General features: G+C 68.6%; 21 protein-coding genes. 7 read left to right on the forward strand and 14 right to left on the reverse strand.

Annotation, left to right across the window (positions count from 1 at the left end):
* Positions 1-251: 251 nt before the first annotated feature.
* Positions 252-1,439, forward strand: coding sequence for an RNA ligase RtcB family protein (locus ACXN5W_RS22005; protein ID WP_473160236.1), 1,188 nt, complete (start codon positions 252-254; stop codon positions 1,437-1,439).
* A 111-nt stretch (positions 1,440-1,550) separates the two neighbouring features.
* On the opposite strand, the gene ACXN5W_RS22010 is transcribed toward ACXN5W_RS22005, so the two are convergent.
* The 4 genes from ACXN5W_RS22010 to ACXN5W_RS22025 form a co-directional block, all read right to left on the reverse strand.
* The gene (locus ACXN5W_RS22010; protein WP_473160237.1) at positions 1,551-2,543 is read right to left on the reverse strand and encodes a hypothetical protein; all 993 of its coding nucleotides are present in this window, start codon (positions 2,541-2,543) and stop codon (positions 1,551-1,553) included.
* 297 nt (positions 2,544-2,840) lie between these two features.
* The gene (locus tag ACXN5W_RS22015) at positions 2,841-3,353 is read right to left on the reverse strand and encodes a DUF4396 domain-containing protein (protein WP_473160238.1); all 513 of its coding nucleotides are present in this window, start codon (positions 3,351-3,353) and stop codon (positions 2,841-2,843) included.
* Between the two features lie 95 nt (positions 3,354-3,448).
* Entirely contained in the window at positions 3,449-5,518 is a 2,070-nt protein-coding gene (locus tag ACXN5W_RS22020; RefSeq protein WP_473160239.1) for an APC family permease, read from the reverse strand.
* Positions 5,519-5,609: 91 nt separating this feature from the next.
* A complete protein-coding gene (locus ACXN5W_RS22025) occupies positions 5,610-5,867 on the reverse strand; it encodes a hypothetical protein (RefSeq protein ID WP_473160240.1) in 258 nt (85 codons plus the stop codon).
* 52 nt (positions 5,868-5,919) lie between these two features.
* Between ACXN5W_RS22025 and ACXN5W_RS22030 the strand changes: the two genes are divergently transcribed.
* Positions 5,920-6,399, forward strand: a complete 480-nt coding sequence (locus ACXN5W_RS22030) for a hypothetical protein (RefSeq protein ID WP_473160241.1) — start codon at positions 5,920-5,922, stop codon at positions 6,397-6,399.
* A 32-nt stretch (positions 6,400-6,431) separates the two neighbouring features.
* Here the strand turns inward: ACXN5W_RS22030 and ACXN5W_RS22035 are convergent, their stop codons facing one another.
* Positions 6,432-6,896 (reverse strand): hypothetical protein, encoded by a 465-nt coding sequence (locus ACXN5W_RS22035; protein WP_473160242.1) that lies wholly within the window; start codon positions 6,894-6,896, stop codon positions 6,432-6,434.
* Positions 6,897-7,120: 224 nt separating this feature from the next.
* Here ACXN5W_RS22035 and ACXN5W_RS22040 point away from each other — a divergent pair, with 224 nt between their 5' ends.
* Positions 7,121-9,127, forward strand: coding sequence for a serine hydrolase (locus ACXN5W_RS22040; protein ID WP_473160243.1), 2,007 nt, complete (start codon positions 7,121-7,123; stop codon positions 9,125-9,127).
* A gap of 199 nt (positions 9,128-9,326) precedes the next feature.
* On the opposite strand, the gene ACXN5W_RS22045 is transcribed toward ACXN5W_RS22040, so the two are convergent.
* The 5 genes from ACXN5W_RS22045 to ACXN5W_RS22065 form a co-directional block, all read right to left on the reverse strand.
* Positions 9,327-10,199 (reverse strand): class I SAM-dependent methyltransferase, encoded by an 873-nt coding sequence (locus ACXN5W_RS22045; RefSeq protein WP_473160244.1) that lies wholly within the window; start codon positions 10,197-10,199, stop codon positions 9,327-9,329.
* 338 nt (positions 10,200-10,537) lie between these two features.
* Positions 10,538-10,990, reverse strand: coding sequence for a GntR family transcriptional regulator (locus ACXN5W_RS22050; protein WP_473160245.1), 453 nt, complete (start codon positions 10,988-10,990; stop codon positions 10,538-10,540).
* On the reverse strand, positions 10,987-11,709 hold the full coding sequence (locus ACXN5W_RS22055) for a hypothetical protein (RefSeq protein ID WP_473160246.1): 723 nt from the start codon (positions 11,707-11,709) through the stop codon (positions 10,987-10,989). The genes ACXN5W_RS22050 and ACXN5W_RS22055 overlap by 4 nt, the downstream gene beginning before the upstream one ends.
* A 222-nt stretch (positions 11,710-11,931) precedes the next feature.
* Entirely contained in the window at positions 11,932-12,924 is a 993-nt protein-coding gene (locus ACXN5W_RS22060; protein ID WP_473160247.1) for a hypothetical protein, read from the reverse strand.
* A gap of 346 nt (positions 12,925-13,270) precedes the next feature.
* Positions 13,271-14,917, reverse strand: a complete 1,647-nt coding sequence (locus ACXN5W_RS22065) for a hypothetical protein (RefSeq protein WP_473160248.1) — start codon at positions 14,915-14,917, stop codon at positions 13,271-13,273.
* A gap of 156 nt (positions 14,918-15,073) precedes the next feature.
* Here ACXN5W_RS22065 and ACXN5W_RS22070 point away from each other — a divergent pair, with 156 nt between their 5' ends.
* From ACXN5W_RS22070 to ACXN5W_RS22080, 3 genes are all read left to right on the forward strand, one after another.
* A complete protein-coding gene (locus tag ACXN5W_RS22070; RefSeq protein ID WP_473160249.1) occupies positions 15,074-15,562 on the forward strand; it encodes a hypothetical protein in 489 nt (162 codons plus the stop codon).
* 191 nt (positions 15,563-15,753) lie between these two features.
* On the forward strand, positions 15,754-18,231 hold the full coding sequence (gene hrpB / locus ACXN5W_RS22075) for an ATP-dependent helicase HrpB (protein ID WP_473160250.1): 2,478 nt from the start codon (positions 15,754-15,756) through the stop codon (positions 18,229-18,231).
* Between the two features lie 441 nt (positions 18,232-18,672).
* A complete protein-coding gene (locus tag ACXN5W_RS22080; protein WP_473160251.1) occupies positions 18,673-20,103 on the forward strand; it encodes a non-reducing end alpha-L-arabinofuranosidase family hydrolase in 1,431 nt (476 codons plus the stop codon).
* Between the two features lie 552 nt (positions 20,104-20,655).
* Here the strand turns inward: ACXN5W_RS22080 and ACXN5W_RS22085 are convergent.
* From ACXN5W_RS22085 to ACXN5W_RS22100, 4 genes are all read right to left on the reverse strand, one after another.
* Positions 20,656-21,216, reverse strand: a complete 561-nt coding sequence (locus ACXN5W_RS22085; RefSeq protein ID WP_473160252.1) for an EF-hand domain-containing protein — start codon at positions 21,214-21,216, stop codon at positions 20,656-20,658.
* Between the two features lie 367 nt (positions 21,217-21,583).
* Entirely contained in the window at positions 21,584-22,663 is a 1,080-nt protein-coding gene (locus ACXN5W_RS22090) for an NAD(P)/FAD-dependent oxidoreductase (protein ID WP_473160253.1), read from the reverse strand.
* 93 nt (positions 22,664-22,756) lie between these two features.
* The gene (locus ACXN5W_RS22095) at positions 22,757-23,206 is read right to left on the reverse strand and encodes a MarR family winged helix-turn-helix transcriptional regulator (protein WP_473160254.1); all 450 of its coding nucleotides are present in this window, start codon (positions 23,204-23,206) and stop codon (positions 22,757-22,759) included.
* A gap of 109 nt (positions 23,207-23,315) precedes the next feature.
* Positions 23,316-23,381: an FAD-dependent monooxygenase gene (locus ACXN5W_RS22100; RefSeq protein WP_473160258.1), complete on the reverse strand. Its 66-nt coding sequence runs from the start codon at positions 23,379-23,381 to the stop codon at positions 23,316-23,318.
* Between ACXN5W_RS22100 and ACXN5W_RS22105 the strand changes: the two genes are divergently transcribed.
* Positions 23,368-23,793 (forward strand): hypothetical protein, encoded by a 426-nt coding sequence (locus ACXN5W_RS22105; protein WP_473160260.1) that lies wholly within the window; start codon positions 23,368-23,370, stop codon positions 23,791-23,793. The genes ACXN5W_RS22100 and ACXN5W_RS22105 overlap by 14 nt on opposite strands.
* Positions 23,794-24,079 lie beyond the last annotated feature (286 nt).

Consider the following 24,079-nt stretch of genomic DNA (forward strand, 5'->3'; position numbering starts at 1 on the left):
GGTCGTTTTCACCCTGTTGGGCGTGCATAACGAGGCGTTGCGGAACTGGATCCGGCAGGCCGACGGAGGGTGAGCGCGCCATGGTGACCGGCGGCGGGACCGTCCGACAGCGAACCCGAAAGTCGTTTGCTGGCGACGGTGAATTCCGGGACGCTTGGCGGCATGACGTTCTGAGGACAGCACCTTCGCCTCCGCCATCCCATCGCGATCGGCGGCCACCCGTCCCACCCTTGGCGAGAAGCGAGCGTCCCTTGTCCGTTCAGCCTTCCCGGCAGGAGTCCCTGCCGGGGCCCAACCCTGCCACCGTCACCGTCTTCGCCTCCCCCACCAGTTGGATCGAGTCCAACGCCGTCGACCAGTGCCGGCAGGTGGCCGGCCTCGACGGCATGGTCCACGTCGCCGGCATGCCGGACCTGCACCCCGGCAAGGGCGCCCCGATCGGCGCCGCCATGAAATCGACTGTGCTCTACCCGAACCTGGTCGGTTCGGATATCGGCTGCGGCATCGCCGTCTTCCCGATCACGTTGAAGCGGGTCGTACCGGAGCGGCTCGCTGGCCGCTTTCCCGACCTCGACCGCCCGCTCGATCCGGACCGGGACGCCGACGACCCGGCCTGGTCCGAACTGGATGGTGACGTCCCCGCCGGCCACCTCGACGGTCTCGGCACCGTCGGGCGGGGCAACCACTTCGTTGAGCTGGCCCGCGTCGGCGAGGTCCTCGACCCGGGACACGCCGCACGGCTCCGGCTCGCCACCGGCGACACGGTCCTCGTCGTGCACAGCGGGTCGCGCGGCCTCGGCGAACGGATCCTGCGCGAACACACGGAGGTGCACGGCGCCGGACCCGCCAGCGATCCCGCCGCGTACCTGGCACGACATGACGACGCCGTGCGCTGGGGTTCGCTCAACCGGCGGCTGCTGGCCGCCCGGGCCGCGATCGCCCTGGGCGCCGAGCCGACGGCGCCGATCGTGGACCAGTGCCACAACCTGGTCGAGGTCCGCGACGGGCACTACCTGCACCGCAAGGGCGCGGCACCGGGCGACGGCCGGGACGTGCTCGTCGCCGGCACCCGCGGCACCCCGTCGTACCTGGTGGCCGCGCACGCCGGCGCGCAGGCCAACCACTCGGTGGCACACGGGGCAGGCCGCAAGATGTCCCGGGCGGACGCGCTGCGCCGCGGCCGGGCCAAGCACACGGTCGAGCAACTGCGCCGCACCCCGGTGGGTTCGCTGGTGGTCTGTGGCGACCGGCAGTTGCTGTTCGAGGAGGCGCCGACCGCGTACAAGCGAATCGAGCAGGTGATCGCCGACCTGGTCGGCCACGGTCTGGCGACCCCGGTGGTGACCACAGTCCCGCTGGTCACCTACAAGACCCCGGACGCGGGCGGCCAGGCGCGCGGCGACCAGCGACCCGAGCGCCGGAAGCGGGGACGGCGGTGAGGCTCCACCCGCTGCTGTCGGCCGATCGCGGTCCGCAGGCGTTCGCCGCCGGCTGGACCGGCGATCCGATCCGCGTCGAACGCCCCTGACCAGCCACCAGGATTCGGACCGTCACTTCCAGCGCGGGCCGTTCCGCACCAGCCGGGCACTGAGCAGGACGAGGCCGAGCAGACCGATGATCCAGGCGGCCTCGACGAGCACGGGCCGCACTTGCACCGCCTCGGGGAAGTAGGAGGTGGTCTGCAGGAGGGAGACGACACATCCGTTCGGATGGACCGCACTGATGGTCGCGTACGGCTGCGGAAGGATCGCGGTCGCCACCGCCCCGCCCGAGGCGGCGTTGCCGATCGCAATGAAGATCAACCAGGTCGGGACGACCGCCCAACGACCGATGAGAATCCCCATCAGCGTGCAGAAGAGCCCGGCGACGGCGATCTGGGCCGCCAGGGTGGCCCAGAGAATCGGCAGGGGGGCGGGAAGCGCTCCGAGGAGCGGGCCAACGGTGGCTCCCAGCGCGAGACCGCCGAGGACGGCGAGGGCCGCGAGGATGGAGAGCCAGATCCGCAGGGGCAGCCGACCGACATTGGTACGCAGTTGCAGGACGGTGAGGAAGCCGAGAAGGGTTGCCGCGATCATCGTGTAGAACGCGGCAAGACCGGAGCGGTCGGTGTCGGGCAGTGGCCGGACGTCGGTCACGGTCAGGTCGACGTTGTCGTGCCTGGTCAGGTCCAGAGCGGCGTTGCGCAGCACCTGGGCGAGGGAGTTGCCGGCGGCGCTGGCGACCAGCAACTGCGGTTCACCCGGCGCCAGGACCAGGGCGGCGTAGACCTCCTGGTGCTCGATGGCGTGCCGGGCCGCGTCGGCGGTCGGGTAGCTTCGATATTCCAGAGCGCCCCGCATGCTCGACTTCAATCCCTGCGCGACCGCCGGGTCACTCGTCGCGTCGCCGACGATCCCCGTCGGGATACGGTGCGGCGGCGGCCGGTCCAGTGCCATGACGTACGAGGCGACGAACACCACGGCCATGGCCGTCCCGACGGCGACAACGGCCAGCACCGTGCGTCGCTCCCCGGGCTTGCGCTCTCCCGTCGTGCTCTTGGACAAGGTTCCTCCCGGTTGCCGCGGCGCTCGACGCGTCCACCGAGCGGTGAAGTGGGAACCTGCGCGGTTCCCACCGCACGGGAACGGTCAAGGACGTGAGCGGAGGCGCTGCCATCGCGCGACGTGACGATGTTCTGTTGCGATACGCAGGAAGCCCCGCATACCCCGCTTCCGGAGGCTGAAACAGCCCTATTGCGACAAGCGAACGTGCGATTACCGAAAAGGCGAAACACCACGCCGAAAGAGACTTACAACCAGTTTGTCGAGGCGAGGTACGGGCCGCCGCGTACGAGATGTCGGTCAGTGAGCGTGGTGGTACCGGTGCACGACCGCGTGGCCCCTGCCCCGCGAGATCATCCACCGGTTCACCGGAGTGGTCAGCAGGAACGCCACCACCAGCGATCCGGCCAGGGACGCCCAGAACAACACGCTGGTCAGCCCGGCGTTCATCGCCCCGGGCACCGCGACGATGAACGCGTTGTCCAGCAGCTCCATGATGGCGATCGACACGGTGTCGGCGGCCAGGGCGACCGACAGCGCGGCACGTAAGCCGACGCCGGCGTGCAGCACGCCACGCATGGTCAACCCGTAGCCGAACACGAACGCCAGCGCGATGGACAGCACGACCGTGGCCACGTTGTGCAACCCGAACGCGGTACCGAGCACCATGCCCAGCACCTCGCCGATGGCGCAGCCGGTCAGACAGTGCAGCGTCGCCTGCGCGGCGACCGCCCAGCCCGCCGAGGGTTGCTGGCCGGCGCGCTGATCCGCGGCTGGCGCCGACGTGTCGTGGTGCTGATGTCCGGGTGCCATGTTCGCCTCCTCCAACCCGGACAACGATACCCCCAGGGGGTACTAGTCGCCAGGGATGCGTTTCGCGCCTGAGCTTCCCGTCCCAGGCGAGGACGTCATCCGCCCACGTGGATGCCGGGGCGACGGGTCGGGTCCGGTTCGACCTTGCGGATGATCTCCCGTACCACCGGCGGCGTGTCTCCCCGGCCGAGGAGGAGGTAGCGCAGCAGATGCGCGACCGGGTTGCCCTCGGACCACTCGAAGTGCGCGTGCGGACGCAGGCCGGTGGCATCGCGCAGGGCGAGCAGGACGGCCGCGATGGCGTTGGGCGCGGCCGGGCTCTGGACCCGCAGCACCCGGTACCCGTCCACCTCGACGCCACGCACGCGGAGCACATCACTGAACTCCGACGGGTCGATGACCTCGATCTCCAGGAACACCACGTCGGCGGCGCCGGGAACCGGGTTCATGCCCCGCTGCGCGCGTTCCTTCGCCCGGTACTCCGCGCCGGTCCCGGCGGCCGGACGGTGGGCGACGATGTCCAGCCGGCCGTCGAACTCGATCGAGTCGGTGACGAACCGGCGGGCCGGCTCGTCGAACTCGATCCGCTCCGCCCGCAGCTCCGTGGTACGCGACACCCGGGAGACCAGGGACACGACGATGATCCCGGCAATGAACAGGCCGGAGATGGCGATCCCCTCGGGCTTTTCGATCACGTTCGCGACCAGCGCGTACACCAGCACCAGCGTCAGTGCCGCGAAGCCGGCGGTGGCCCACGGTTGCCGGTGGCGCAGCGCGGAGATGGTCACCGCGACCGCGCCGGACACCATCATCGCCAGGATCCCGGTGGCGTACGCCCCGGCCTGGGCGTTGACGTCGGCGCGGAACGCCACCGTGATCGCGACGCTGATCAGCGTGTAGACGAGCACGACGGGCCGCACCGCCCGGCCCCACTCCGGCGCCATGCCGTACGACGGCAGGTAACGGGGCACAATGTTGATCAAGCCGGCCATCGCCGACGCACCGGCGAACCACAGGATCAGCACGCTGCTGATGTCGTAGACGGTGCCGAACGCCTCCCCCAGGTACTCGTGGGCGACGTAGGCCAACGCCCGTCCGTTGGCCCGACCGCCGGGGGCGAACTCCTCGGCGGGAATCAGCAGGGTGGTGACGAACGTCGTGGTCAGCAGGTACCCGGACATGATCAGCGCGGCGGTGGTGAGCAGCTTGCGGGTGTTGCCGATCCGCGCCCGCAGGCGTGCCTCGCCGTCCGGACCCTCGCCCTTGACCAGCGGCATCATGCTCACGCCCGTCTCGAAGCCGGACAGACCCAGCACCAGCAGCGGGAACGCCAGCACGGCCGGGCCGACAACATCACCGACACCGCCGGTGCCGGCGGTCAGCGCCCCGGTCCAGCCCGACAGCAACCCCGGATCGCGCACCACCTCGACCAGGCCGACGGTCACGATCGCCGCGTTCAGCAGCAGGAACACCGCCACCAGGGGAATGGCGACCCCGACGGCCTCGCTGAACCCGAGCAGGAACACCCCGCCGAGGATCAGCAGCAGCACCACGGTCACCACCACGGCCGTGATCGTGCCGCGCGGGAACCCGTCGGGCAGGATCGGGTTCTCCATCAGATGCACCGTCGCGTCCGCCGAGGACAGGGTGATCGTGATGATCCAGGACGTGGCGACGAAACCGAGCAGGACCAGCACGAACACCTTGCCCCGCCAGAACGGCAGCAGCCGCTCGAGCATCGCCACCGAGCCCTGCCCGTGCGGGCTCTCCCGCGCCACCCGCCGGTACATCGGCAGCACCCCGAACAGGGTCAACGCCACGATCAGCAGCGTCGCCAGCGGCGACAGCGCGCCAGCCGCCAGCGCCGCGATGCCCGGCAGGTACGACAGGGTGGAGAAGTAGTCCACTCCGGTCAGGCACATCACCTTCCACCACGAGTGCGGCCGGGCATGCGCCTCCCCCGACTCCGGACCGGCCGGTTGCACCCGATGCCTGAGCAACCATCGCGCCACCGGCCCGGTCGGAAGGGTTGTCGTCGACGGCGTGTCCACACACTCGGGCACCAGCAGCCCTGGCGCGTCCGCCTGTCGATCCGGCGGCTGGATGCCGGCATTCGGCTCGCCACCGCCCCGGACCCCCGCCTCGGCCTCACCCCCGCTGACCATGCCGACTCCGTCCCTATCCACGCTCCGGCCAGACCCGCCCCGCCGAACCGGCACCCTGCCGACCGTGCCGACTCTGCCGAGCAGCGAGAGCCTACCCATCCAGGGCAAACCACGAACGACGCTCCGGACCCAACCACTGCTGGTCCTCGAAGCCCTGCTCGCTCAGGATCCTGTCGATGCGGGCGCGATGCGCCTTCTCCCAGGCATCGAGGGATTCGTCGGCCTCCCTGGCCGCCTTCCGCTCGGCGTCGCGGAGCACCTGCTCCTGGCGGATGGCGGGCGTGACCACAATGCCCTCTTCGTCGGCCAATAGCGAGTTGTCCTCGACCGCCCGGGCCCACGCTGTCATGCGAGGATCGACCCAGCCAGTAGACGAGCAGCCCAGCAAGGAATTTTTGACCATGTTCGATCGCCAGTGGCTGTCCCAGGGCGAGCACTTCGCACCTGGCAGGGAGCTGTTCCGTTGCGACCGTCACTTCGCCGTCTGGGCCTACACGGTCAGCCACAGCCAACTGCTGTTGCGGGCGCGGACAACCGGGCCCGACGGCGCACGGCAGACCAGGATCGACGTACTGTTCAAGCCGGTCGGGGCGATGAAGACGCGGACGGAGTACCGCGATGGATTGGTCATCCGGTGCGCGGACACCGAAGAGCGGGACCGCATTCTTGCCGATGCCGGCCTCGCGGGCACCGACCACGCCGTATTCGTGCTGCCGACCCCGGATGGGCTCGACCACGTCGTGGCCGGGGCCATCGGGTGGGGCGAAGACGAGCAGGAGGACAATGAACCCAGCTCTCTGGCGTTATTCGTGCCCGCCACCGACCCGACCCGGCTGCTGCCAACGCCCCATGCCGTTGCGTGGAGCACGCGGCAGGCGTAGCAGTCAGTCCCACCAGCCCTGCGGCGGCACGGTTACTTCTGTTCCCCGCGCCGAGTCCTAGCCCAATAGTCGTGAGCGGCTCCAAAGACAGAGTCGTACTCAGCCAACGGAACAACAGCGACCGAAACTGGATTCTTCATGTCATCCAACCCAGGCATGTAACTTGCCGCCAGGAAGGTTGCGTTCCCTTCGTACACATATCCACGGACCTTCCATCCATCCAGAGACTCCGCAACCTGTATTAACGCGGCATCATGGAGCGAGTCGTCCGACTCCAGAATCTCCATAACCGATCCCGCGTCGACGGAGATCCGGCGAAGCCTGCCGTCGACCATCTCGTGCAGGCCTCCCAGGCTCCTCATTGCCGATTCGAGAAAGCACGGCTCCATGTCACCCACCAATTCGCCATGGATGACAAGCTGGAACCGGTACATGCCCGGGCTGGTCGACGGCGTCACGACAAAGCCAAACAGACCGTCGTCGGTCAAGAACCTCATCACTGCATCCTTTCCACCTGGATCGGGATGTCAATCATTGGATTCGACACTGACCCACCACCATTCAACACCATTCGACGGACGTGACGGCGTGCCACGACCGTCCACCGCCGCTTCAGCCCCAGCTCGGCCTGTGGGTGACGCCAGGTGAGATAGATCACCGACCAGGACAGCCCTTCACCGTTGTCAATATTGCTAGGTGGAGAAACCTTCAACGGGAAGGCATGGCATCGATCATGGAGAGTCACAACGCCCCGTACCCGCAGAACAGCGACCTGCGGCTCAGTCGACGCAGCCTGCTACTGGCCGGCGCGGCCGCGGGGGGCGCGCTTGTGGTACCCGAACTGCTCGCCCCGGCCGCCGCCTCGGCGTCCCCGGCGACCTTCACCGCGTACCACGGGGTGGACAGTGCCGCACACCAGCAGAAGGTCAATGACCTCACGGCGCAGGGCTACCGGATGATCTCGCTGAGCGTCTACGGCTCCCCCGTGCGGTACGCCGCCGTGTGGGTCCAGCGGTCGGGCCCCGCGTGGACAGCCGTGCAGGACCTCACCCCCGACGGATACTCGGCGCAGTTCAACAACCTCGTCGGCCAGGGCTACGTACCGACCATCGTCACCGCGACGGGCCCGAGCGCCACCGCGGTCTTCGCCGCCGTGTTCGAGAAGATCACACCCGCCGGTTGGTCCGCGCACCACGGCCTCAATGACGCCGGTTTCGCCAGCAACAACGAGGCGGCCAAAGGCAACGGGCAGATCCTCGCGTCGCTGGCGATCTACGGCACCGGCGCCAGCGACCGTACGTACGCCGCGGTCTGGCTGCCCAACACCGGCGGCGTGAAGTGGAACGCCGGTCCGATGGGTGACAGCACCGAGTACCAGAGTTGGCAGGACGGCTACACGCAAGCCGCCCTGCGGCCGGTGATCGTGGACGCGAACGACGGTGGCCAGTACGCGGCCCTGTTCACCGACAACCTGGCCGGCACCTGGGTCGCCCGGCGGGACATGACCAGCGCCGACTACCAGACCGAGTTCAACACGCAGGTCGCAGCCGGTCGCATGCCGATCTCCGTGCAGGGCGGCGGGTCCGTCTCCGACATCCGGTACTCGGCCGTCTTCGTCAGCCAGGACCCACCGACCGCCCGGCAGTGGACCCAGGTCAACAGCGTGGGCGCGACGTACGCCGGTCTCCACAACGTCGTGCGCGCCTTCATGCAGCAGTACGGCGTACGCGCGGGCCAGCTCGCGATCCGCAAGAACGGCACGATGAAGCTCGCGTCCGGCTACACCTGGTCGGAGCCCGGCGCGGCGATCACCCAGCCCGACACCCCGATGCGGGTGGCGAGCGTGAGCAAGGCGTTCACCTGCGCGGCGATCTGGGCTCTGGCGCAGGACCAGCGTCTCGATCTGAACACCAGGGTGTTTCCGTACCTGGGAATCACCACCGTGGCGTTGCCGGGTCAGACCAGGGACAGCAGGATCGACGACATCACCGTGCAGGAACTGGTCGACCACACCGGGGGCTGGGCCCGCTACCAGCCGGGCGGCATCGACCCGGTCTTCGAAGGTCGCATGATCGCCCGGGCCTTCGGGCTGCCCGGGCACGTGACGAAGCGTGATGTCGCCCGGTACATGTACGGCGAGCCGCTGCAGTACACGCCCGGGAGCCCTCCGGACGGCTTCGGCCTGGCCGACAGGTACTCGAACTTCGGGTACCTGCTGCTCGGGCTGGTGGTGGAGCAGTGCACCGGGCAGAACTTCCTCGACTACGTGAAGAGCCGCGTGCTCGTCCCGCTGGGCCTGTCCAACAACGTCTTCCTCGGTAGTACCCTCCGCTCCGACAAGCTGCCCGGCGAGGTGAGCTACGACGCGCCGGGGGTCGGCCTCAGCGCGTGGGATCCGTGGTCGGACGCCAAGGTCCCGGCCGCGTACGGCACCTTCCTCATCGCGCAGATGGACAGCGGTGGGGGCCTCGTGTCCAGCGCCCCTGCGCTCGCCACGTTCATCGGCAGCAACGCGGCGTGGGACACGGGCGGCCGGTCTCCCAACTCCGCGCGAACCGGTGGCATGCCGGGCACGGCCAGCCGCATCGAGTCCCGCGACGACGACATCGACTGGGCGTACATCTTCAACACCGGAGAGATTCCGGCGGAAATCGACGCGAATGGCAAGAGCAGCCTTGACCGCCTCGCTGTCGCCATCAACGAGGCGATCACGGCGGCCGGCATGTAGGGGCGGCGCAGGTTGACCCGTACGGGTTCAGCACCTTGGACCCGTACGGGTGCCGGATCGTGACGGACAGCCGGCCGGTCAGCGCGGCCCCCGGCAGTCTGTTCACCACTACCGCCCACGGACACGCTCTGGCTGGTACGCCGCCAGGAAGGTGCGGTTGGCGGGCTCGGCCTCTTGCGAAGGAATCGTGATACGAGCGCTAACTTGGGCGGGTTCCGATGGTCGTGAACATGAGGTGGGACAAGATTACAAAACGCGGATCAAGCAACACTTCGCGAAGCTTTTGTAGCTCCTCCTCGTCGAGGCCAGCGGCGAGCAGTCCAGACTCGAGCTGGAAAGAATTGCTGTGGTGAAGAAGACAAGCCCCTGTGCCACCAGCCCAGGACTCTGCGTGCGCCTTGGTGGTGACTTCGATCAGACCGGCTCTGCGCATGGTGGCGTTGGCCTGAGCTGCCCAGCGAGTGTCGATACCGACTGCGGGGCTCCCATCTCGGCAGATCTCGAGAAATTTCTTGAAGATCCGGGTGGCGGTCTCGCTGGGACTGTCCAGGACCAGGTCGAGATAATCTGTTTCCCAGTCTGAGACCACCAAAATGCCTCCGGGGTTTAGCGCGGAGACAAACCGGTGAACAATTTTCTCCCGTGCGGGGAGGTGCATCAGCAGAAGCCTTGCGTGGATGAGGTCGAAACCATCCGACGGAAATGGGTCAGTTCGAACGTCATGTTGCAACGTTTCCAGATTTTCCCGCGCCGGAATATGCTGGGGCTTGAGATCGGAGGCAAGGACGCGCCCCGTCGGACCAACGCGTTCGGCCAGCCAGTGAGCAACTGTCCCGGCTCCAGAGCCAACGTCCCAACACCGCCATCCGGCCGCCACTCCTACCGAGGTCAGAGTGGCACGGGTTGGTGAGTCCACAACCTCGCCAATGTGCCTCAGTTGATTTGCGGCCTCGGTGTTGTCGTTGTCAAAAGCGTAAGACGTAGGCGTTGGCCTGGCGGTCATCGATCCCCACTTCTCGTCGGTTGGCAGCTTCCGCCTGCTGTTGGCGACAACAGGCTCCAGTCGGTCCACCTCGCTGAGGCTGGTTAGCTGGATTATGGCATCCGACGTCAGGCGGGGCCGGCCTGGAAATCGCCCAGACACCAGTACGCCGGCTACACCGCCAACCCGGTTATTCGCCGGCTGTGGCATTGACCTGGACCATCCCCCTCGCGCATGCCTTCAGGGTGGTGACGGTGGTCGCGCCGTCCGAGGCGGCCTCGACGGCGTTGCGGAGCATGTGCACCAGGCTCGTATCGCCCTTTACCTGCACGGCGGTAATCCCAGCCCTGGACGTGGTGAGGGTCTCCGTCGGAACCGCGGGACCAAGCCGGCCAGGTGACTCCCGCTACGCGACCGTGACGGCCGCGTCAGGACGAGATCGGCGAGCCTTCCCGGCCCCGATTCCTGCCCGTCTCCGATCGCGTCACCGCCTCCTGAGGCTCCGGGCGAAGAGCCGCGGTGAGGGCGTCGATCAGTTCGGTGTCGGTGGCGCCGAGCCGCCGACCGGCGAGGATGTATGCCCGGGCCCGGCTGGCCAACTGCTCCGTGCGGTCGGTCGCCGGGGGCGGCGCGGTGGCCGCGACCCGGGTACCGGCCGCTCGCCCGGTCACCACCAGACCCGCTGACTCGAGTTCCTGGTACGCCCGGGCGATGGTGCCATTGGCCAGGCCGAGGTCCCCGGCCAGTTGCCGGACCGGCGGCAACTTCTGCCCGGTTACGAGCACCCCCAGAACGATCAGGTCCGCGATCTGCTGCCTTACCTGCTCGAAGGGGGGCACCGCAGAGGATGAATCGACCCGGATCGCGGGTTCAGCGCTCATCGTGGCACCGGGTTCAGCGCCTTGCCGGTGTCCGGGCAGACGTGGCGGGTGGACTCGTCCGTGGTGATCAGCGCACCCGCGTACCGCGCGAAGACCGCCAGGCCGACGGCAGCCAGCACGCTCAAGCCGAAACCCCACACGGGAGAGCCGCCGCCGCGCCAGTCGAGCTGCTCGTCGGCGTACCAGAAGCTGACAGCCGTGAAGATCTCCGCGTAGATCACTGCGCAGCCCCACGTTGTGCGTCGCACCACGGCGCGACGCCACGCCTCGTCAGCCGCATGCCCGGCCGCGTCGCCGCCCGCTTGGGCGCTACGCACAACCGCCCGCACCACAACAGCCCAGAGCACGGCGACCACGGCCAGGACGATCCCCGCGCCGGCCAGGGTGACCGGCTCCGCCGTCCCGAAGTACTCCGCCTCGTGGTCGGGACGGACCGGGGTGGGGAAGGCCGAGCAGACCCCGAGACCGGCAGCGAGCAACGCGATCACCACGACCGTCGACCGCGGTACGTAGTCACGGATCCGGCGAGTCCTCAGGGTGGCCATGCCACGCAAGCGCGGCGGCCGAGGCGTGGTCACCTCCCCCGCGACCAACCCGATCCCCACGGCCAGCGCCAACGCGACAGGGGCCAGATCAAAGAGGTACGTACGGGTCAGCGCGAACGCCAAACTCGTCCCCACCACCAGGCCGGTCAACCGGCACCACCCACCAGGAGCCATGGCCACCTCTCCTTGTACCGATTCCTCGATACAAGGGTAGTCAGGTCTATCTCCATGTATCAAGAGGGCAGTACAAGACCGTCCCGCGAATGAGCGTCACCAGCCGGTCGGAGAACGCCACGACCAGCCGGACCCGGCCCGGCCCCAAGACACGCCCGTCGCACGAGCGCCTGACCGCAGACCCTCACCATCTTGCGCGTCCGAAGGGACTCGAACCCTTAATTAACCCTCTGATCCGGAGGGTCTGGTCGACCATGGTCCGGCGGGTAGGCGATGTGTGTCTTCCAGCAGGTCGAGCGTGTAGCCGGCCACCGCCGCGATGTCGCCGCCGAGAAACGGGAAGTGCGGGACCGCAGCCGGCGCCTCGGTCGCGGCCCGCACATCGGCCACAACATCGAGACCCGGCTGGTTCAGCAACTGGACCAAACCAATCGCGGCAGCCCACCGCTCGGCCATGGACTCCGCACGCCCCCACCGACCGGTCAACACCGCCGCAACAGCCCGATCCCCGGTACCACGAGCACAGATCCCAACCGCCACCGCCGCAGCCGACGCCACAATCGGATCCTCACCCTCAACCAGCGGGATCAACACAGGAACGATCGACGCTCGGTCCTCCGGAAAGTACGCAAGCAACTGAGCGGCGTACAACCGCGTACCAGGATCACCAGCCGCCAACGCCCCTACATAGACCGACACGCCGGCCCGCACGGCGTCATACGCTTCGGTTTGTACGCGCTCTGCCTCACGATCGACCTCGACGTCCCTGAAGAGCGCCGCAGCCTCCCGCGCGGACCGCTCAGCCGGATCGGTCGCAGCGGAGATCCAGGCGATCTGTTCCGCCTCAAGTTCCGCCACTGTCAGTCCCGCCTTGCGCTCCACCTCGCGCCGCAGTTGTGCGAAGTCCGGGCGCTCATTGAGCGTGATCTCCTCCTCGCCGATCGCGATCTGCCGCAACATCTGACAGGTGCCGAATCGATCCGGCGCTGCCGGGTCAGCCACAACGTCGACAAGAAATGGCACCGCCACAATCGACGCTGGCGAGGAAGACCCCTGATGAAGCAGCCGACGGGACAGATACTCGTAGCCGAGCTTCCGTCGTTCCTCGTCGGCCGACCAGATCGCGTGGAACGCCGCCGGAACCTCCTCGGGCGGCCCATGCACCTCAAGTGATGCCCAGTCGGCAGAATCCACCTCGACATGACGCTCAGGCATGCGGTGACCTTACGGAAGAAGACCCCCGCGGTCGCTGTCCCAGACCAGGTCCAGCGGACCGGTCCCGACCAGAGCCGAGCACGAGTGCCGAGCAGACAAGAATTTTGCTGGACGACTGGCCCGCCCGATTGGCGAGCCAGTCGTCCGGCGGCTACCAGCGGCTCGGCTCCCGGTAGACCAGGCCAAGCTTTTCGGCTCCGCCCTTGTAACTGCCGAGCATCTCCGCGACGGACTTCGGATCGACGCTTCTCATCCCCTCGACAAGTTCAGCGGCCAGGACCTCCGGGGTTTCATCTCGGACGTCAACTACGAGACCGAAATGGACGGACGGGTCGTCGAACGGGTCTCAGTGGGCGGGATAGCTGAACGTCAGCCGCGCGGCATCGAAGTCCTTCAACCAAGCCGTGCACCATCCGAAGGCGCAGTCCCACCGGCCCAGGATGCTGGGATCAGCACGCAACCGTTCGGCCACCAGCCGAGCCAACGTCCTGGCTGGCCATTCCCAACTATGGTCCTGCTCGGCCCGAGCGATTTCCCGGTCGTGCTCCACCGCGTCGAACCGCATGTCCTGCGGAGGATCTCCCGGCATAGAGGAGCGCCAGTCCTTCCACACCACCTCCGGACCCTCGCGCACGATCGTGACGTACAGGCCACCGCAGCAACCCTCAGCACAGGACGCCTCGGCGAGCCTGACCTCCTTCGGCTCGCTCGTGGCCCTGAGCCGCCCGCTGTAGACAAGGCACTCCGGTTCCGCAGCGGGACCCTTGTCGAACGCCGCCGCGACGATCGGAATCCCGTCGATGACGACCCTGGCCTCCACCGAAGAGAATCCGACCGGATTCGGATCCGGCACCACCACGCGCACCGCGAATCCTTGATCCGGCACGTCGCCTCTGGCGACCTGTTCGATGACCCAGGTGGCGCGCCTGGCCTCGACCGGATCACCGGAAGACGCGCTACGGTCCAGCGCTTCCACCCACCGTTGGGACGTCAATACCTGCGTGAGCTGGTCAACGAGGCCTCGGCGAGGGTCTCCGACCACGGGTGCCGCCGGTCCGCTGCGCAGGTCCTCGGCCACCATGGCCATCAAGGCGGCCCGCTCCAGGGTGGCCGCCCTGGTGTCCGCGAGGGCAACCCAACGTTGACAGGTGTCCGCGGCTTGCCCGTACCGGCTGATCTCGTACTGGTCGTTGCGGGTGTTGGTCATCGCGAGTAGGAGGTTCCCGGCCTGGTCCCAGGTGTCATCGTTCACGGCGGGTTCACTGAGAGCCTCGGCCACCGCATATTGTTCAGCGATCTGCCGGGCGATGTCGCTGGAGAGAAGATCTCGCGGCGTCGACAGCACCCAGGCACGTGCCACCGGATCAGGATTGTCAGCCAGCGCCCGCACGGCGACCACCCGCAGGTATCTGCGAGATCGGTTCACGAGCCAGATGAGGTCGCGCGCGGCGGTAGGGATCTTCGCCAGCGCCTCGACGGCAGGCCGATCAGCGAACCGCAACAGCCCGATAACCTTGATCAAGGCGACGTCGGCCGGTTCGGCGTGTCCGTCCAGCAGACCGAGCCCGAGCAGGACGGCGCGTCGATCCGTACCATTACTCACAAGCCAGCGGGCGGCTTCAAGAAGCCGCCGCGGCGGTTCGAGGGCAAGTTCCTGCCATGCCCGCCCTACGTCCCCAGCCACGATGGCCAGCTGAGTGCACTGATCGTGCAGGTCGACGGCGGACAGCCTCGGGTTGGCGACAAATTCCTCCAGCAAGGCCACCAGGGCCAGCCTGCGCTCCAGATACGGAACGTCAGGTTGCTCGACGTCGCACGGCAGAGGACGACCACCGTCAGGCAACGGTCCGTCCGGCGTCAGACGATGCAGCCGAAGCGCATGTTCCAACAAGGAAACCCGATGATCGAGCGCCTTACGCTCATCGACCACGCTCAACAGACTGGGCAGAACTCGATTCTCTTCGTCATGCCCGCCACGGTACAGACCGATCATGTTGCCGGCGATGGCATTCCGGGCTCCGGCGACTCCGAAGGTGCGGCTTGAGACCCGTGCCTGACGAACCTCGAGGCGTGAGCGCCGCGGCGGCGGCTTCTGCTGGCGTCGTATCCTTCCCGCCTCGCTTGTGTCCCGGTCGTACGATCGCGGGCTATGTGGATTCGACGTGGGGCGATGATCGGCGCGTCGGTCACCGCGCTGGCTGTGGCCGGATGCGCGGGCGAGAGCGCGGGGTCACAAACAGCGCCGACACCGCACGCGTCCAGGCCGACGCCAGCGACGACGACGAAGGCGGCGCCCGCCGCGCACGTGAAGTGCGACAAGGTACCGGCAGTCCTGACCGGCGACATCATGTCCGGTGCCCAGGCCACGGCCGGCACGCTCACGGCCGTCAAGGCGGCGGCGTGGCGATCGCCGGATTTCAGTGAGCTGTGGTTCGTGGCCGTCCGGTTCCGCGCGGATGGGGTTCCGGCGCAAACGGGCGTATGGGTTACCGACTCGCTCAGTGCCGACGACGACGCGATCATGTCCGTCGACCATGTCGCCCAGCAGTTCACGTCATGGCCGGCCGCGAGCGGCACCGCCGTTGCTATTCAGGAGGACGACCGGGGGGTAGCGGCGGCTGTCGGCTGTCTGGCGTAACGCGGAGTTGCTTGTGGGGAGCGACGCTCTCTCGTGACCTCTACGCCGGACGTCGGCCGGCACGTGGTGATCCGGGCATCGGCCGGTCCGCGTATACCGACGCCCTGGAAGTTCACGTCCGTCCAGGTGGTGGGCCGGGCGGTGAACCGCCCCGCTGCGGCCGGATCCCGCAGTTCCTGGACACTGGCGGGATGCTTCCCCCTCCGGAGACGACCGTTGGTCTGCCCGTCCGGACGGTGCTGCCGGCGCTCATGGCCGGCATCGAGCGGGCCGGGGTGGTCGTTCTGGTCGCGCCGCCGGGCACCGGCAAGACCACGCTGGTGCCGCTCGCCCTGGCCGACGGCGTGCCCGGACGGGTGGTGGTCGCCGAGCCGCGGCGGGTGGCGGCCCGGGCGGCCGCCCGGTGGGCGGCTTCGCTGCTAGGTGAGCGGGTCGGTGACCGGGTTGGCTTCACGGTACGGGGCGAGCGGCGCGTCGGCCCGGCCACCCGGGTGGAGGTGGTGACCACCGGGGTGCTGGTCCGCCGGCTACAACGGGATCCGGAGCTGGCCGGCGTCGACGCCGTGATCCTCGACGAGTGCCACGAGCGGCACCTCGACTCCGATCTCGCCCTCGCCTTCGTCGCGGAGGTCCGGGCCACGCTGCGACCGGAACTGCGGCTGGTGGCGATGTCCGCCACCGCCGACACCGGACGGCTCGCCCAGGTGCTGGACGCCGCGGTCATCGAGGCGCACGCGGCCGCGTACCCGGTGGAAGTGCACTGGTGCCCGCCGGCCGGTCGGGTCGAGCCGACCCACGGCCTCCGGGTCGACCCACGGCTGCTCGACCACGTGGCGGCCACCGTCCGGCGGGCGCTCGCCGACGGGCCCGGCGACGTGCTGGTGTTCCTGCCCGGCGCCCGCGAGTTGAGCACGGTCGCCGGTCGGTTAACCGGGTTGGGCGTCGACGTGGTCACGCTGCACGGCCGGCAGACCGGCACCGGTCAGGACGCCGCGCTGCGGCCGGGCCCGCGCCGGCGCGTCGTGCTGGCCACCGCGGTCGCCGAGAGCAGCCTGACGGTGCCGGGGGTACGGGCGGTGGTCGACTCGGGACTGAGCCGCGTACCCCGCACCGACCATGCCCGTGGCCTTGACGCGCTGGTCACCGTCGCGGTGTCGCGGGCCTCGGCGGCGCAACGGGCGGGCCGCGCCGGGCGGGAGTCCCCGGGGCGGGTCTACCGGTGCTGGTCGCTGGCCCAGCACGAGCGGCTGCCCGCGCGGGCCGAGCCGGAGATCGCCACGGCCGACCTGACCGGGCTGGCCCTGGATCTGGCCCTCTGGGGTCACCCGGACGGGACCGGCCTGGCCCTGCCCGATCCGCCGCCGGCCGGTGCCCTGCGGGTCGCGCAGGACACCCTGCGCGCGCTCGGCGCGATCGATGCCGAGGGCCGCGTGACAGATCGTGGGCGGGCCATCGCGGAGGCCGGTACCCATCCCCGGCTGGCCCGCGCGCTGCTGGACGGTGCCGCCGCCGTGGGCGGTGTCCGGGCGGCCGAGGTGGTGGCGCTGCTGGCCGAGGATGCCCCCGGCGTCGGCGGCGACGACCTGGTCGCGGTCTGGCGGGGCCGGCGGGCGGACGCTCCGGCCGCCTGGCGTCAGGAGGTACACCGGCTGTCCCGGATGGTCCCGGACCGCCCCACCACCTCGCTGCCCGATGACCAGGCCGTCGGGCTCGTCGTCGGGCTCGCGTACCCGGAACGGCTCGCTCGGGCGCGACGGTCGGGCGGTACGGCGTACCTGATGGCCGGTGGCACCGCCGCGGACCTGGCGCCCGGATCGGGCCTGGCCGGTACGCCGTGGCTGGCCGTCGCCGTCGCCGACCGCGCGCCGGGAGCGCCGACCGCCCGGATCCGGCTGGCCGTCCCGTTGGACGAGGCGACCGTCCGGCGCGCCGGGGCCGCGTTGGCCGGCTCGACCACCGAGGTCGGGTGGATCGACGGCGATGTGGTGGCCCGCCGGGTCGACCGGCTCGGCGCGATCACGCTGGTCGAGCGCGCGCTGACCGATCCGGACCCCGAGCTGGTACGCGCCGCGCTGCTGGACGGGCTTCGCCGCGAAGGACTGGGCCTGCTCACCTGGTCGCGCGAGGCCGTGGCGCTGCGCGACCGGTTGGTCTTCTGCCGGCGGACGCTCGGCGAGCCCTGGCCGGACGTGTCCGACGAGGCGCTGCTGGCCCACGCCGGCACGTGGCTGGGTCCGGAACTGGGCCGGGCCCGCCGCCGCACCGACCTGGGCCGTATCGCGGTCACCACCGCGCTCCGCCGGCTGCTGGCGTGGCCCGAGGCCGCCCAGCTCGATCAGGTGGCGCCGGAACGGATCGAGGTGCCCAGCGGCTCCCGGATCCGGGTGGACTACACCGACCCTGCCGCGCCGGCCCTCGCCGTCAAGGTGCAGGAGGTGTTCGGCTGGACCGAGGTCCCCCGGCTGGCCAACGGCCGCGTGCCGGTGGTGCTGCACCTGCTGTCGCCGGCGGGCCGGCCGACGGCCGTGACCCAGGATCTCGGCTCCTTCTGGAAGAGCGGATACCCGCAGGTACGCGCCGAACTGCGGGGCCGCTATCCCCGCCATCCGTGGCCCGACGATCCGGCCACCGCCACTCCCACCCGGCGGACGTCGCCGCGCGGCCGGTGACCCGGGCACCGTCGGTCACGAAGTACGGCGGGTGATCGCGGGCTGATCGTGCCAGCGGGAGCCGATGACCTCCTCCGATTCCACGAGGGTGGCCGGAATGGAGTCGGACGTCTGCCTCAAGAGCCGGTCCGTGAGCGGTTGATATTTTCGTCGGTCGATACGTTGCGCTCGACGCCGCCTTGCTGGGGATCGCCGTCCACAACTTCACGTACGGCCGCCACCACCTCCGGCGCCCCCCCCGTTGACGGGGCAGGTCGATGTGGACCGCACGGGCTGGGCGACCAATTGCGATGGACATGTACCCGCAGTCGAAGATCAGAATCCCATAGATAGAGGTTGATGTGATGGGAGTACTCCCGTAATATGCGGGACACGGATGTTAGCGCTCACAACCGACAACCACACGTTTGTGCGGCGGGCAGTCCCACCAGGAGGATCTTCATGGCTAGATCCAGAGCGGCCAATGCCGGTTTGTTGGCGGTCGGCCTTGCGCTGCTGGCCTCGACGACGGTTGTCGTAGCGGTGCCGGCCGCTGCGGCTGCCGGCTGTTCGGTGAATTACGCCGTGTCGTCGCAGTGGCAGGGTGGATTCGCCGCCAACGTCACGATCACCAACCCGGGCGACCCGTTGACCAGTTGGACGTTGACATGGTCGTACGGCGCCGGGCAGACGGTCACCCAGGCGTGGAACGCGACGGTGACGCAGAGCGGTTCGGTGGTGACCGCGCGGAACATGAGCTACAACGGTTCCGTTCCGACCAACGGCACAATGTCGTTCGGCTTCAGCGGGGCGTGGACGAGCAGCAACCCGGCGCCAACAGGCTTCTCCCTGAACGGCGTGGCCTGCACCGGTGACACGGCGCCCACCACCCCACCGACATCGGGTCCCACGACGGGCCCGACCACCCCACCGCCGTCGGGCCCCACCACCGGTCCCACGACGGTCCCGACCACCCCACCGCCGGCCGCCTGCCCGCTGCCGTCGTCGTACCGGTGGTCGTCGACGGGCATGCTGGCGCAGCCGAAGTCGGGTTGGGTCTCCCTCAATCACTTCGCCGTCGCCCCGTACAACGGCAAGCACCTGGTCTACGCGTCGACCTTCTCGGGATCGTCGTACGGTTCGATGAACTTCAGCCCCTTCACGGACTGGTCGGAGATGGCCACGGCCAGCCAGAACGGGATGTCATTCGCCGCCGTCGCGCCCACCCTGTTCTATTTCGCCCCGCGCGACATCTGGGTGCTGGCCTACCAGTGGGGGCAGTGGCCCTTCCTCTACCGGACCTCGACCGACCCGACCAACCCGAACGGCTGGGGGCCGGCGCAGCCGCTCTTCACCGGCAGCATCTCCGGTTCCGGCACCGGCCCGATCGACCAGGCCCTCATCGCCGACGACCGGAACATGTACCTCTTCTTCGCCGGTGACAACGGCCGGATCTACCGGTCCAGCATGCCGATCGGAAACTTCCCGAGCAGCTTCGGCTCCGACTACACCACGATCATGACCGATTCGAGGGCCAGCCTGTTCGAGTCGGTGCAGGTCTACAAGGTCCAGGACCAGAACCGGTACCTCATGCTCGTCGAGGCGATCGGAGCGAACGGCCGCTACTTCCGTTCGTTCACGGCCACCAGCCTGGACGGCACCTGGACCCCGAACGCCGCGACCGAGAACAACCCGTTCGCCGGCAAGGCCAACAGCGGCGCTACCTGGACCAACGACATCGGCCACGGCGAGCTGATCCGCAGCAGCGCCGACCAGACCTTCACGGTCAACGCCTGCAATCTGCAACTGCTCTATCAGGGACGAGACCCCAAATCCGGCAATGATTACAATCCGCTTCCGTACCGGCCGGGTCTGCTGACCCTGCAACGCTGACGGCATTACGACAACATCCGGCCCGGTGTCCCTGACGCAGGGCCGGGTGGACCCGCGAGGGCGGGCTCGAAACAACGCCGAGCCCGCCCGAGCCAGCTGAGCGCCCCGCGGCCGTCCACGTCTTCTCCGACGATGGCTCGGCCGCCTGGCCACCACCGGCCCCGCCGGTCGGTACGACGACCTGGCGGTGGCCGGCTCGCCGTACCGGGTGCAGATCGGCCTGAGCGGGTCTGTTGCGTTGGGTGGGAAGCATGATCGACTCCAACGGCCTGCCCGCCAGCGCCGCATGTCGAAGCCCGGCCAAGACCGACAGCGAGTCGGACTGATCCCGCGGTGTCGGGTCACTCATCCATGCCTCTTCCAAACGTCATATATAAGCCTCATCCCGCTCAGCCTCGGCGAGGTCCGCCGTCTCCTGGCACACCTGATCACCACCACCCGACCGTTCGATTACACACATCGATGGTCACGATAGAGACGCCGGCACCAGTACCGTGCCGAACTGGCCCGCTACCAGCGAAGACACCGACTTCACCAGCTGCGGCTGAAGTACTAGGCGTCCAGAGGGCCCAGGAGCCAGTCTCCGGCGGAGTCGGGTGTTTCGTCGAAGTAGTAGGCGCGGATGGCCCGCAGTAGGTCGTCGGTGGTGATGTAGCCGTCGCCGTCGCGGTCCAGCCGGGTGAACGCGGCACGGGCATGGGCCTCGGGTAGGCCCATGAGCGCGCCGGTCCAGCGCACCTCGTCCTCGGCAGTCAGCCGACCGTCGTGGTCGGCGTCCGTGACGTCCATGATCGCGTCAAGGAACGGCCGGTAGCCGTCGTCGAACGCCGCCGGCGTCTCCAACAGGCCCGCGGCGAACGCGGCCTTGTACTCGGCCGCGCTGATCCGCCCGTCGCCGTCGGTGTCCGCGACCGTGACGAGATGCTCCCACACCCCGAGGCACAGCGTGGTAAGCCGCTGCTGGACCGTCGAGTCGGGGGCGTGGCCGAACTCCGCGCCGAGCCGGGAGGCGGCGGACGCGAAGTCGTCACGCTCGATGAAGCCGTCACCATCGACGTCGTACGTCCGGAAGCGACGCGCCAGCTTCCGGTCCAAGAAGTCGGAGATCTGCACGAGGATGCCCTCTCGTCCACGGATCGGCGCTTCGCACCCTACTCTCACTCGACGTCCGGTTACGCCGCGCGAAAGGTCCGGTCGACGACAGTCATCGTGCCGTGAACCCGATGCCGGGGCACCGGGCATGAATGAGTGGGGACACTGTGAGCTTCGGTGCGTCGCACGCCGGCCAACCAAGACCAACGCGCCCGGTACCCGATAGACCCCCTCCCCAGGAGAGTGGGCGATCAAGCGGTGAGACTCTGGTCGAGGACTCGATCCTGATCCGGGATTCGGCCTTGAACGTCCAATCGAGGATTCAGTGGCTCGATTCAGTCCTCATCGCCGTTCGCGTCGATTCCCGTCTTGGAGCGATTACGAGCCTTCATCCACGGCTGAACCGTTCGACGAAGCGTGCGGTGAACAGGTCGGCGCCCTTGCGTTGACAGACCGTTTCCGTCGTTGCCGGCGCGACGCCATCGAGCGTCGGTAGTTGGCCGACACCTCGACGCGGCCCGAGCGGAAGCAGGATCCTCTGCTGCGACGTTGGTGTGTAAACGGCTTTCGGCCGCTCGCCAGCGAGCTGGGCCTTGAGGTTCTCGGCCACGACCTGCGCCTGTTCCTGGGCATACGACGCCATCTTGGGGTCGGGGAGGTCGGCGATGTCGCCGAGGGCGTAGACGTGGTCGTACCCTTGCACGGTGAGCCGGTCGGTGACCGACACCGTCGCCCGCGTGGTCAGCGGCGTGAGCTTGCCGTCCGTCAGGTAGTCGCTGGTGATCCGCGCCCCGAACGCCTGGAACCAGATGTCCGCGCGGATCTCGTCGCCGGCGTCGGTGGTGGCGGTGAAGCGCCCGGCCCGACCGGCCTCGGTCGGGGGCGGGGCGGTCAGGGTGGCGCTCAGCAGCACGGTGATGCCGAGTTCGTCGAGCTGGCGGTGAAGCTCGGCGCGTACTTCGGGAAGGAAGCCGGGCAGGAGACTTTCGGCCTTACTGACGATGGTCACGTCCTTGTCCGGCCAGACCTCTTTGATCTCTCCCGCCAGTTCCAGCCCGACCGGGCCGGAGCCGAGGATCAGGACACGGCCGGTGCCGGCCAGCTCCTTGTGCGACTCGCGGAGATCATCGAGCGCCTCAGCGATGGTCGTGGCGGACTGCTTCGGCTTGGCGGGAAAGGGGTAGCCAGAGCCGGTCGCGAGAACCAGATAGTCGGCCTCGACCCGGTCGCCCGATGCGAGCGTCACCCCGGCCGGATCCGCCGAGGTGGCCCGGTCACGGATCACCCGGCCTCGCTCGAGCAAAGTGTCGAACGGGAAGAAGATGTTGGCTGCCCAGTCGGGTTGGGTCAGCGCCCGCAGCGACCCCGCCGCGTTGACAAACGCTTCCCGCGGGTCGATGAGGACGACGTCTCCGGCGAGATCCAGCGCCTTGGCGACCAGGGAGCCGCCGTATCCGCCGCCGACCACCGCAACCGTACGAGTCATTGCTGCACGCCCCAAGAATAGAAAGTTCGGCGACCGAACAGTAATAGTTCGGTCGCCGAACTTCAAGAGCGGCGCTCAGATCTCCATGAAGATCACCGACACGTTGTTGTCGTCGGCGACACGGCCGAGGAGAGCCGCGAGCGTCGCGCGCTCGTCCTCGGTCAACGAGGCCGCCAGCTGCTCAATCCGTCGCGACCCGTCGGTGTAGAACTTGTCGGCAACCTCGCGGCCGTATGACGTGAGCGCGACCGATACCGCCCGCGAGTCGCTGGGATCGACCTCGCGCCGCACCAGCCCGTTACGCTCCGCGTAATTGACCATGCCGGTGACCGTCGACTTGGCCAAGCCCATCACGGTACCGAGTTCACCCATGCCGCAGGGCCCCGGCCGCAGAACGCACAGAGACTGCCCCTGTTGGGGCGAGAAACCGAACTGCCGGCTGGCGTCGGTGTAGGCCGCATTCACCAGAAACGCAACCCGCGCCAGAGCGGTCGTAAGCCCCAGCCGACCTTCTCTTCTACCCACTTGACCAGCTTACGGCCCGCCGCGCTCCGCAGAAATTCTCAACCGGCCGCGCGGTGCGACACTGCGGGGCGGTCCCGATCATCGCCCGCGGCGAATGCACGATCGTTTCCTACGCCCCAGACACGAGTCCGAGTTTCCAGCCGAGGTTGTAGGCGTCCTGGATGGCGGTGTTCATGCCGTGGCCGCCGAACGGGCGCCCGCCGCCCCGCCGCCCTCGAATGTTTGCGATCACCGAGGCCGGACGCGAGGCGCTGCGCGACCTGCTGCTGTTGCCGCTCAAACCCCAGGCGGTCCGGGACGAGCGGGCCCTGCGCTTGTGCCTCGTCTCCGCACTCGACCCACGGCAGACCCGGGAAATCATGCTCGGCCGCCTCACCGAGAACGAAGCGCTCACCGCAGAGCTACGGGCCGTCGCCGAGGCCGCCGACCGCGCCGCTCGGACACGGGAGCAAGGAGATCGCCAAGAAGCACTACATCGAGATCCCGCGCTCACCCCGGACAGCTCCGACATACTCGAACAACTCGGCATTGGCCGAACGGCCCCCGACCCCGAGCGCCGTGATCACGGACCGCGCCGGGCCGCATAGCTGCGCACGCACGGCGTGCCGCAACAGGTCATCGAACTTGACCGTCCACCGGCGCTACCAGGGGGTTCTCGGGGAAGTTCAAATCAACATAGATAAACTTGAAGCCCTGACCAACGTTCCCGCTGGCCCGGGCTTCAGTCTTGCGCGCCCGAAGGGATTCGAGCCGCCAACCTTCTGATCCGCAGTCAGGGGCCCTTACAGAGAGCAACAAAGTGCGACGGCGTCCCGCGCCGTCCGTGGTCGGCGGCATGCGCATAGCGGGAAACCAGTTCGACCAGGCTGACGT

It is taken from the genome of Plantactinospora sp. A48, from assembly GCF_055793945.1.

Coding starts and splice junctions, on each gene's coding strand:
- ACXN5W_RS22080 (WP_473160251.1), top strand. CDS start 18,673: ATGGCTAGATCCAGAGCGGCCAATGCCGGTTTGTTGGCGGTCGGCCTT.
- ACXN5W_RS22020 (WP_473160239.1), bottom strand. CDS start 5,518: ATGGTCAGCGGGGGTGAGGCCGAGGCGGGGGTCCGGGGCGGTGGCGAG.
- ACXN5W_RS22060 (WP_473160247.1), bottom strand. CDS start 12,924: ATGCCTGAGCGTCATGTCGAGGTGGATTCTGCCGACTGGGCATCACTT.
- ACXN5W_RS22050 (WP_473160245.1), bottom strand. CDS start 10,990: ATGAGCGCTGAACCCGCGATCCGGGTCGATTCATCCTCTGCGGTGCCC.
- ACXN5W_RS22025 (WP_473160240.1), bottom strand. CDS start 5,867: ATGACAGCGTGGGCCCGGGCGGTCGAGGACAACTCGCTATTGGCCGAC.
- ACXN5W_RS22055 (WP_473160246.1), bottom strand. CDS start 11,709: ATGGCTCCTGGTGGGTGGTGCCGGTTGACCGGCCTGGTGGTGGGGACG.
- ACXN5W_RS22065 (WP_473160248.1), bottom strand. CDS start 14,917: ATGATCGGTCTGTACCGTGGCGGGCATGACGAAGAGAATCGAGTTCTG.
- hrpB (WP_473160250.1), top strand. CDS start 15,754: ATGCTTCCCCCTCCGGAGACGACCGTTGGTCTGCCCGTCCGGACGGTG.
- ACXN5W_RS22070 (WP_473160249.1), top strand. CDS start 15,074: ATGTGGATTCGACGTGGGGCGATGATCGGCGCGTCGGTCACCGCGCTG.
- ACXN5W_RS22035 (WP_473160242.1), bottom strand. CDS start 6,896: ATGAGGTTCTTGACCGACGACGGTCTGTTTGGCTTTGTCGTGACGCCG.
- ACXN5W_RS22105 (WP_473160260.1), top strand. CDS start 23,368: ATGGCGGTGTTCATGCCGTGGCCGCCGAACGGGCGCCCGCCGCCCCGC.
- ACXN5W_RS22040 (WP_473160243.1), top strand. CDS start 7,121: ATGGCATCGATCATGGAGAGTCACAACGCCCCGTACCCGCAGAACAGC.
- ACXN5W_RS22015 (WP_473160238.1), bottom strand. CDS start 3,353: ATGGCACCCGGACATCAGCACCACGACACGTCGGCGCCAGCCGCGGAT.
- ACXN5W_RS22030 (WP_473160241.1), top strand. CDS start 5,920: ATGTTCGATCGCCAGTGGCTGTCCCAGGGCGAGCACTTCGCACCTGGC.